The organism is Halomonas sp. IOP_14 (assembly GCF_021021315.1).
GTDB lineage: Bacteria > Pseudomonadota > Gammaproteobacteria > Pseudomonadales > Halomonadaceae > Vreelandella > Vreelandella titanicae.
Window position 1 is genome coordinate 1 of the sequence record NZ_JAINWD010000076.1, and the last position, 7,086, is coordinate 7,086.

Genomic DNA, 7,086 nt, shown 5'->3' on the forward strand with positions numbered 1-7,086 from the left:
AACCGGTCTCCGGAATAACCGGGGCGGTTCAAAAACGCATTATTTTTTTATTAATAACTCCATCTGTAACGCTAAGTTAAGGAAGGTATATGTTGCAATACCCTCAAATTGATCCGATCGCCATCGCCATAGGCCCTCTTCAGATCCACTGGTATGGCTTAATGTATGTCATCGGGCTAGTCGCTGCTTGGTGGTTGGGTCGGCATCGAGCCCACCGACTCGGCCTAAGCCACGATGATATGGGCGACCTGATCTTCTACGGCGCCATCGGCATCATCGTTGGCGGCCGTCTTGGCTATGCGCTGTTTTACGGGCTCGAACAACTGCAAGCAAACCCCCTTTGGTTATTAAAAATCTGGGAAGGAGGCATGAGCTTTCATGGCGGCCTTGCCGGTGTATTAGTGGCTGCCTGGCTGTTTGCTCGCAAACATCAACTGGCTTTTATTCAACTGACTGACTTCATTGCTCCGTTAGTCCCGATCGGCCTGGGAGCGGGTCGCCTCGGTAACTTCATCAATCACGAGTTACCGGGAAGAGTTAGTGATGTACCTTGGGCAATGGTGTTTCCATCCATGATGGAGCTGGGCCCAGAGCCACGCCATCCTTCGGCTCTCTACGAGTTTGCCCTTGAAGGTGTCGTGTTGTTTGCCGTGCTGTGGTGGCTATCGCGCCGACCGCGTCAGCGAGGCCTCATCTCTGGGTTGTTCCTGCTTCTGTACGGAGCCTTTCGCTTCATCGTGGAGTTCGTGCGCCTCCCAGACCCTCAGTTGGGATTCATCGCTTTTGGCTGGTTGACCATGGGGCAGCTGTTGACACTACCGATGCTCATAGCGGGTTTTGCTCTGGTCGCTTGGTCCAGACGTCAGCCAGTGGATAAGCCAAAGGCGGCGTTAAACTCATGAAACAAGTCTTCGCTTTTCTAATGGTGGCACTCTTTATAGTCACACCGGTAGCGGCACGTGAAGAGATATTTGGGGTTGGTGACAAAAGCTCCCCTTTTAACCGTTCGACGCAACGTGACTTTCTACCGGCTACAGAAGCCTTCCGAACCACCGCTTGGCGAGACGATGATCGGGTTTATGTCGGTTTCACCGTCGCCGAAGACTATTACCTTCATCGGCATCAGTTTGCGATTGAGAGTCTCTCTCGAAGTATCAATTTCGGAGAGCTGGCTTTGCCACCTGGTGAGCCAATGTCGCACGCATCTTTGGGGGACATTAATGTTTTCTACAATCAGGTGTTGGTGAGTGCGCCCATCGAGGCGAGCGAGACCGTGATCGGACCGTTGGCCGTCGTGGTGACCTTTCAGGGCTGTTCCGATCAAGGACTTTGCTATCCACCCGAACAGGTCGAACTTATCTCACCGTACGGCTCCCCTCCGGCGACCTTCGCCACCAGCCCCTCCCTTGGTACGGCGGATAGCACCAAAGGCGCTCCTTAAATGAATCCCGCCGACCTGAGCCTGCCGCCGCTGGCGGCGGCCTTCGTCTTCGGCTTGCTGGGAGGCGCGCACTGTATCGGCATGTGTGGCGGCATCATGAGTGCCCTGACCTTTGCTGTGCCCCCCAGCATGCGACAACCTAGCCGTTTAGCAGCTCTGTTGCTCGGCTATAATTTAGGCCGTATCAGCAGCTACATGATCGCGGGTGCCTTGGTGGCCCTGCTCGGTTCCGTGCTCAACCATGCATTGGACAGCTTCGCCCTGGTATTGCGTATCCTGGCGGCGGTCATGTTGATACTGATGGCGCTTTATATCGCCAACTGGTGGAAGGGCTTGCTACGTATCGAGGCACTAGGGCGCGTTCTGTGGCGCCGCATCGAACCAATAGGACGTCGCTTGATGCCTGTTGTAAAAGTGCCCCAAGCGTTCGCACTTGGCTCGCTATGGGGCTGGATGCCTTGTGGGCTAATCTATTCGATGCTGGCCTGGAGTCTTGCTGTAGCCGAGCCATTGCGTGCCGCCGCGATGATGGGGGCCTTTGGGCTCGGCACCTTGCCTGCCGTCCTAGCGACCGGAGTGGCAGCGCGCCGTGTCTCAATATGGATACGTAGCCCCGCGACTCGTACGCTAGCAGCGCTGCTGATTATTACGTTTGCTGTCTGGCAACTCTGGCATCTGCAATCCATGATAGGGATGGTGGATACGCACAGTGCCATGACTTCGCAGCATCACTAATGATTACTTCGCGAATCATTAGCCTCGAAAACTAATTTACCTGTCCCAAGCGATTCGATTAGTTCCTTCAGCCTGAAGCTTTCAGTCATCTTGTCTTGGTTCATGTTATCTAACCATCGCGCTATCACCTGAAGTTCTTGGGTCCGCAAGTGAAGACGTCGCCTTTGAGTGGCGAGTGGTACTGGTTCATTAAACTCTACGGTGCCTTGATCCGCCCAAGATAATATTTGTTTGATCTCTGGAAGACTAACGCCCAGCGAACGCAGGCAGTCGATAAAACGTAGGCGCCCCAAGGACTCTATATCGTAGAGTTGATAACCGTTGCGCGGGTCGCGGTGCGGTTGCAACAACCCTTCCCTTGTATAGTGACGTACCGTTTCTGCCGTTACCCCTCCCGTCTGAGCCAGCTCGGAGACTCGCATTGGCTTACCCTCATTTGTTTACTCGTAGCCAGCTTACAACCGCCAGGCTGCCCAAAGGTCAAGTCTTCAACGGGCGCTTATGGCAAACCTTTCGGTTGTACATCGAAATTTAAAATGGGTAAGCGGATTAAATGGTTGATCTTACCTTTGCATGAGAGTGAGACAGACCGGCATCTCATCGGATTATCTGGTTGATGCTTCACCTACTGCTGGTGCATGTTTCCTTCGCTAATTCCAGCAAGAACCCCACACGCCTCAACTTCCCGGTCATCGTTGCAACTCGCTCTCAGTGAAACGAGTTGTTTCTCAAGCGCTTGCAGAGCGGTTATCTGCGACCGCACATGAGAGATGTGATCATCGAGCAAGGCGTTGACGGCGGTACAAGGCTGATGAGGGTCGTCCTGATAGCTCTGTAGTTCGTGAATCTCAGCCAGTGACAGGCCCAGGATTCTGCAGCGACGGATGAAGGCCAGCCCCTCACCATGCTTCTCGGTATAGACACGGTAACCGTTGTCCTGCCGATCAGGCGGCGGCAACAAGCCCTGCTGTTCATAGAAGCGGATCGTCTGTGTTTCGACCCCTACCAACTGCGCCAACTGACCAATGCGCATCAGCCTCCTCCCCAACGGATTCTTTACTCCATTGACATTATAGTAGCTTTATAGTTTTAAATGGTACCACAACATTGTTCAAGTGGAGTCGTATCATGAGCAAATCCTGTGGTGGCGCCTGTGGCGGTGATGCAACGTCCGCAGCGGATACCGATATACAGGCCTCCTCCGAGGCGCCAGGGAGATGGGTCAGTGTTTATGCTGTGCCGAAGATGGACTGTCCATCAGAAGAACGAATGATTCGCCTAGCCCTGAACGGCTTTGAGGAGATTCGGGCGCTGTCCTTCGACTTGTCGAACCGCCGGCTGAAGGTCGTGCATGACGGCGAGGTCGAGCCCGTCACCTCGAAACTGAAGACCTTGGGGCTAGGCGCCTCGCTTCAGGAAACCGTCGCTGCAAATCCGGAGACCATCAAGGCCGCCGAGTTTTCGGCAGCTTCTGCTAAGCAAGAATCCGGGACCCTGCGCTGGTTGCTCGGCATCAATGCACTTCTGTTCGTGGTGGAAATGACTGCCGGTCTGATCGCCCAGTCCACCGGCCTGATTGGAGAATCCCTGGACAATTTTGCCGATGCGGCGGTGTACGGGCTTGCCCTTTATGCGGTTGGACATAGCGTGAAAATGCAGGTACGTGCCGCGCATCTTGCTGGTGTACTGCAACTGATCTTGGCTGTGGGCGTGCTCGTAGAGGTGGTGAGACGCTTTGTATTCGGTAGTGAGCCTGAATCGCTGGTGATGATGGCTATCGCATTCGTCGCATTGATTGCCAATACCAGTTGTCTGCTGCTCATATCCAAACATCGGGAAGGCGGGGCGCACATGAAGGCAAGCTGGATATTCTCGGCCAACGACGTGGTGATCAACCTGGGGGTCATCACCGCCGGCGCCCTGGTCGCGTGGACCGGTTCCAATTATCCGGATCTGATTATCGGCACCATCGCGGGGGGCATTGTACTTAACGGTGCCAGACGCATTTTGGCGTTGAAGGGTTAAATAATGCTCATTATTGGCAAAAAGCTCTCGCCGTATGCCCTATTGTCCATATCGGGCCTGCTGGCAGCGTCTGATCAGGCTGTAAAGTGGCTGGTGCAGCAATCAATGGCCTATGGCGAGTATGTTTCGGTGACCCCGTTCTTTAACTGGGTGCACCTATGGAACACCGGTGCCGCATTCAGTCTTTTTGCGAATGGTGGAGGCTGGCAGCGCTACTTTTTTATCGGAATCGCGGTAGTGGTCTCGATTTTTCTGATCAAGCTGATCCTTGAAAATCGTCATAAAGGAGAAGCCATCGCTTACAGTCTTATCCTCGGTGGCGCCATGGGCAACCTGATTGACCGGGTCTTTCGCGGCTATGTTGTGGATTCCTTTGATTTCTATTGGCGAGACTGGCATTGGCCGGCCTTCAACCTGGCTGATATTGCAATTGTCCTCGGTGCCTTACTTTTCGTTTCCAGCAGCTTGTTGGGTAAAAAAGCAAACACCAATGCCGAGCCGGATGGATCTGACTGACACCTACGCCTATACAACACCATGACCGAACTTCCCGACAACATCCTTCACCTGCCGCAATACCAAGTACTGGGCTGCAAATCAACCGACGACGAAATGCACTTCCAGGTGGACGTGCCCGATCCCATCGCCTGCGAGGAATGCGGCGTGCAGGGTGAGTTCGTACGGTTCGGCAAGCGTGACGTTCCCTATCGTGATCTGCCCATCCACGGCAAGCGGGTCACTCTCTGGGTGGTCCGCCGCCGATACACCTGCCGGGCCTGCAAGACAACATTCAGGCCCCAGCTACCGGAGATGGTGGACGGATTCCGTATGACACTGCGGCTGCATGAGTACGTGGAGAAGGAATCCTTCAACCACCCCTACACCTTTGTGGCGGCACAGACCGGCCTGGACGAGAAGACGGTGCGCGACATCTTCAACGCCCGCGCCGAGTTCCTGGGGCGCTGGCACCGCTTCGAGACGCCCCGCATCCTGGGCATTGACGAGCTATACCTGAACAAGCGCTACCGCTGCATTCTGACCAACATTGAGGAGCGAACCCTGCTCGACCTGCTGGCCACCCGCCGCCAGGACGTGGTGACCAACTACCTGATGAAGCTGAAAGACCGGCAGAAGGTCGAGATCGTCAGCATGGACATGTGGAACCCCTACCGGGCAGCGGTCAAGGCTGTGCTGCCCCAGGCCCGTATCGTGGTCGATAAGTTCCATGTGGTGCGCATGGCCAACGATGCCCTAGAGAGAGTGCGCAAGGGCCTCAGAAAGGAGCTGAAACCGTCCCAGAGCCGGACTCTCAAGGGAGACCGGAAAATCCTGCTGAAACGCGCTCACGAAGTCTCAGACCGGGAGCGCCTCATTATGGAGACCTGGACAGGCGCGTTCCCGCAACTGCTGGCCGCCTACGAGCACAAGGAGCGCTTCTACGGCATCTGGGACGCCACCACACGGCTCCAGGCAGAAGCCGCCCTGGACGAGTGGATAGCCACCATCCCGAAGGGCCAAAAGGAAGTCTGGAGCGATCTGGTCAGGGCAGTGGGAAACTGGCGCGAAGAGACCATGACCTACTTCGAGACGGACATGCCCGTCACCAACGCTTACACGGAGTCCATCAACCGACTGGCCAAGGACAAGAACCGTGAAGGGCGCGGTTACTCCTTCGAGGTGATGCGGGCACGAATGCTCTACACCACGAAGCACAAGAAGAAGGCACCGACTGCGAAGGTCTCTCCTTTCTACAAGAAAACCATCGGTTACGGACTGCCGGACTTCGCAGAGGAACTCAACTACGGAGTCGATCTATCAACCATCTGAGGGTGGTATCAGATTGATGGGGTGAAGGTGCCCCATCAACCATTAAATCCGTATACCCTGAATATAGAGATTACGCTGCTGTAACGCTGTCTGTTGGGCCGCCACCTGTTGCTGAAGCCCCGCCACAAGCTCCCTTACCTCAGCGGCTGAGAGGCCACTGAGATCAGGCATTTGGGAAGGGGCTTCAGCGTGTTTTTTCATGCGTCGATGATAGCAAAATCGACCTGTTAAAGCACTGAAAATCAGAGCTTTATGGCCTACCCGACGCTGTCGTAATGCAGGGTTTTATGGCCGTGCATCAGGGTAATATCGTAGCCATCCAACAGCCAGTTGATCTGCTCGCCGGTCAGCGCCATGATGTCATCCGAGGGGCCGGGCCACTTGAAGCGCTCCTCGGCCAGTGCCTTGTAATAAAGCACGAAGCCATTGTCTTCCCACATCAGGCACTTGATCTTGTTCCGCTGTCGGTTGGTAAAAGCATACAACGCCCCGCTAAAGGGGTTGTGTCCCAGCTCTTGCTCCACCAATAACGCCAGGCCGTTGGCTTGCTTGCGAAAATCGACCGGCGCGCGGTACAGGTAGATCTCGGGCATTTCCCACGCGGGGCGTAAATAGCGCGACCGCTTCACAGCTGCCTCAGGATGTCGCCCAGTAACGCCACATTGCCCGCGTGCAACCCCGTGACCGTAATGCCACCGGGCAGTGAGACTGCAAGTCCCGTGGAATCTATTTCGTTTGCGATGACGGTATTGGAATACGCGACGGTGGCAAAACCAGCGACCGGTTCTTGTGTTGACGATGGACTGGCCAAGAGCTTTTGACGCCAGTAAGCAAACTGATGGTACGTTAGCGCTTGTTGCTTGCAAAACGCCATGCCGGACAAGCCAGAGGTTTGCCATTCGGTTACTTGTTGCTGCCAATATTGCTCACGTTCTTGATGCCTCATGTAACCCCCTCACAAAGTTCTGATGGCATCAGTGTGAGGGGGTAAAAGCGAGAGCGGTAGATGTCGGTTTAAGGGCGCTTACGGCGCGGTCATCGCTATGTCACGGTGTTCC

Annotated in this window: 11 protein-coding genes; 6 read left to right on the forward strand and 5 right to left on the reverse strand. The window is 55.1% G+C overall.

Annotated features, from left to right (window positions below):
- Positions 1 to 89: 89 nt before the first annotated feature.
- Genes lgt through K7H09_RS23905 form a run of 3 tightly spaced genes read left to right on the forward strand, consistent with a single transcriptional unit; the run spans position 90 to position 2,176 of the window.
- Complete coding sequence (lgt, locus tag K7H09_RS23895; RefSeq protein ID WP_022522187.1) at positions 90 to 902, forward strand: prolipoprotein diacylglyceryl transferase; 813 nt, start codon at positions 90 to 92, stop codon at positions 900 to 902.
- Positions 899 to 1,441: a protein-disulfide reductase DsbD domain-containing protein gene (locus tag K7H09_RS23900; protein ID WP_022522186.1), complete on the forward strand. Its 543-nt coding sequence runs from the start codon at positions 899 to 901 to the stop codon at positions 1,439 to 1,441. The genes lgt and K7H09_RS23900 overlap by 4 nt, the downstream gene beginning before the upstream one ends.
- Positions 1,442 to 2,176, forward strand: coding sequence for a sulfite exporter TauE/SafE family protein (locus tag K7H09_RS23905; protein ID WP_230806305.1), 735 nt, complete (start codon positions 1,442 to 1,444; stop codon positions 2,174 to 2,176). It abuts the gene before it with no gap.
- Here the strand turns inward: K7H09_RS23905 and K7H09_RS23910 are convergent.
- Together K7H09_RS23910 and cadR are read right to left on the reverse strand one after the other, a co-directional pair.
- Positions 2,173 to 2,598: a MerR family transcriptional regulator gene (locus K7H09_RS23910; RefSeq protein WP_044630842.1), complete on the reverse strand. Its 426-nt coding sequence runs from the start codon at positions 2,596 to 2,598 to the stop codon at positions 2,173 to 2,175. The two genes, K7H09_RS23905 and K7H09_RS23910, sit on opposite strands and share 4 nt — an antisense overlap.
- A 203-nt stretch (positions 2,599 to 2,801) precedes the next feature.
- Complete coding sequence (gene cadR / locus K7H09_RS23915) at positions 2,802 to 3,209, reverse strand: Cd(II)/Pb(II)-responsive transcriptional regulator (RefSeq protein ID WP_004364961.1); 408 nt, start codon at positions 3,207 to 3,209, stop codon at positions 2,802 to 2,804.
- A 95-nt stretch (positions 3,210 to 3,304) separates the two neighbouring features.
- Between cadR and K7H09_RS23920 the strand changes: the two genes are divergently transcribed.
- Genes K7H09_RS23920 through K7H09_RS23930 form a run of 3 tightly spaced genes read left to right on the forward strand, consistent with a single transcriptional unit; the run spans position 3,305 to position 6,028 of the window.
- Positions 3,305 to 4,201, forward strand: a complete 897-nt coding sequence (locus K7H09_RS23920; protein WP_004574643.1) for a cation transporter — start codon at positions 3,305 to 3,307, stop codon at positions 4,199 to 4,201.
- 3 nt (positions 4,202 to 4,204) lie between these two features.
- Positions 4,205 to 4,717, forward strand: a complete 513-nt coding sequence (lspA, locus tag K7H09_RS23925; RefSeq protein ID WP_004863699.1) for a signal peptidase II — start codon at positions 4,205 to 4,207, stop codon at positions 4,715 to 4,717.
- A gap of 21 nt (positions 4,718 to 4,738) precedes the next feature.
- Positions 4,739 to 6,028 carry an ISL3-like element ISPpu12 family transposase gene (locus tag K7H09_RS23930; RefSeq protein WP_004574636.1) on the forward strand — a complete coding sequence of 430 codons (1,290 nt, stop codon included), beginning with the start codon at positions 4,739 to 4,741 and terminating at the stop codon, positions 6,026 to 6,028.
- 42 nt (positions 6,029 to 6,070) lie between these two features.
- Here K7H09_RS23930 and K7H09_RS23935 read toward each other — a convergent pair whose 3' ends face one another.
- Genes K7H09_RS23935 through tnpA form a run of 3 tightly spaced genes read right to left on the reverse strand, consistent with a single transcriptional unit; the run spans position 6,071 to position 6,974 of the window.
- Positions 6,071 to 6,229, reverse strand: a complete 159-nt coding sequence (locus K7H09_RS23935; protein ID WP_230806307.1) for a hypothetical protein — start codon at positions 6,227 to 6,229, stop codon at positions 6,071 to 6,073.
- Between the two features lie 56 nt (positions 6,230 to 6,285).
- A complete protein-coding gene (gene tnpB, locus K7H09_RS23940; protein ID WP_035560887.1) occupies positions 6,286 to 6,621 on the reverse strand; it encodes an IS66 family insertion sequence element accessory protein TnpB in 336 nt (111 codons plus the stop codon).
- Between the two features lie 32 nt (positions 6,622 to 6,653).
- A complete protein-coding gene (gene tnpA, locus K7H09_RS23945; protein ID WP_035560457.1) occupies positions 6,654 to 6,974 on the reverse strand; it encodes an IS66 family insertion sequence element accessory protein TnpA in 321 nt (106 codons plus the stop codon).
- Between the last annotated feature and the right edge of the window lie 112 nt (positions 6,975 to 7,086).